Source organism: Streptomyces botrytidirepellens (genome assembly GCF_003721215.1).
GTDB lineage: Bacteria > Actinomycetota > Actinomycetes > Streptomycetales > Streptomycetaceae > Streptomyces > Streptomyces himastatinicus.
In genome coordinates this window covers 1-1,017 of sequence record NZ_RIBZ01000426.1, presented here as the reverse complement: position 1 = coordinate 1,017, position 1,017 = coordinate 1, and the positions used below count along the sequence as shown (strand labels likewise).

At 76.2% G+C, this 1,017-nt stretch carries 1 protein-coding gene; it reads left to right on the top strand.

What is annotated here, in order from left to right; translation table 11 throughout:
* Positions 1-111: 111 nt before the first annotated feature.
* Positions 112-1,017: WD40/YVTN/BNR-like repeat-containing protein (locus tag EEJ42_RS31350; RefSeq protein WP_425472992.1), on the top strand; the 906-nt coding region annotated here is incomplete at its 3' end.

The following is a 1,017-nucleotide window of genomic DNA, read 5'->3' as shown; positions in this document are numbered from 1 at the left end:
GTGAACAAGTGACCCGGCACGGCTGACGGCCGATCGGCGGCGCCCGCGGATGGTCCGCGGGCGCCGCCGCGTTCTGGACGGCGAATCGCCCATGGGCTAGCTTCGCGCCCCATGACGGGCATGGGGATCATGGGCATGATGAGACGCATGGTGGCCGCCGGACTCTGCGGGGCGGCGCTCGCCGCCGCCGTCGCCTCGCCCGCACAGGGCGAACCGGCGGGTGGGGCGGATGGTGTGCACGCCGGTTGGTGGCTGAAGGACAGCGGCACCGACGCTCGCTTCCGGGGACTCGCCGCCGTGAGTCGCCGGACCGCCTGGGTCGCGGGGACGAAGGGCACGGTGCTGCGGACCCGCGACGGGGGTCGCAACTGGCGGAACGTGTCCCCGCCCGGTGCGGAGGGGCTGGAGTTCCGCGACATCGAGGCGTTCGGGGCGCGGCGCGCGGTGGTGCTGGCCATCGGCGAGGGCGAGGCGTCCCGCGTCTTCGTCACGAACGACGGCGGCACCACCTGGAGCGAGACGTTCCGTAACCCCGATCCGCGCGCCTTCTACGACTGCCTGACCTTCTTCGACGCACGCCACGGAATCGCGCTCAGCGACCCCGTGGACGGCACGTACCGCATCCTCGGCACCGGTGACGGCGGCCGCACCTGGCGCGTTCTGCCCTCCGGCGGGATGCCCGCCGCGCAAGCGGGGGAGTCCGCGTTCGCCGCGAGCGGGCAGTGCCTGGTGAGCGCCGGACGCCGGGACGCGTGGTTCGCCACCGGGGGCGCCGCCACCGCCCGGGTCTTCCACACCGCCGACCGCGGCCGCACCTGGACCGTCGCCGACGCGCCGCTCCCCGCCGGTGACCCGGCCCGCGGCGTGTTCGCCCTCGCCTTCCGCGACACCCGCCACGGCCTCGCCGTGGGCGGCGACTACCGACCCGACCAGCCGTCCCCGCGCGCGGCCGCGGTCACCGCGGACGGCGGCGCGGCCTGGACCCCGGCCACCCAGCCCCCGCCCGCCTACCGTTCG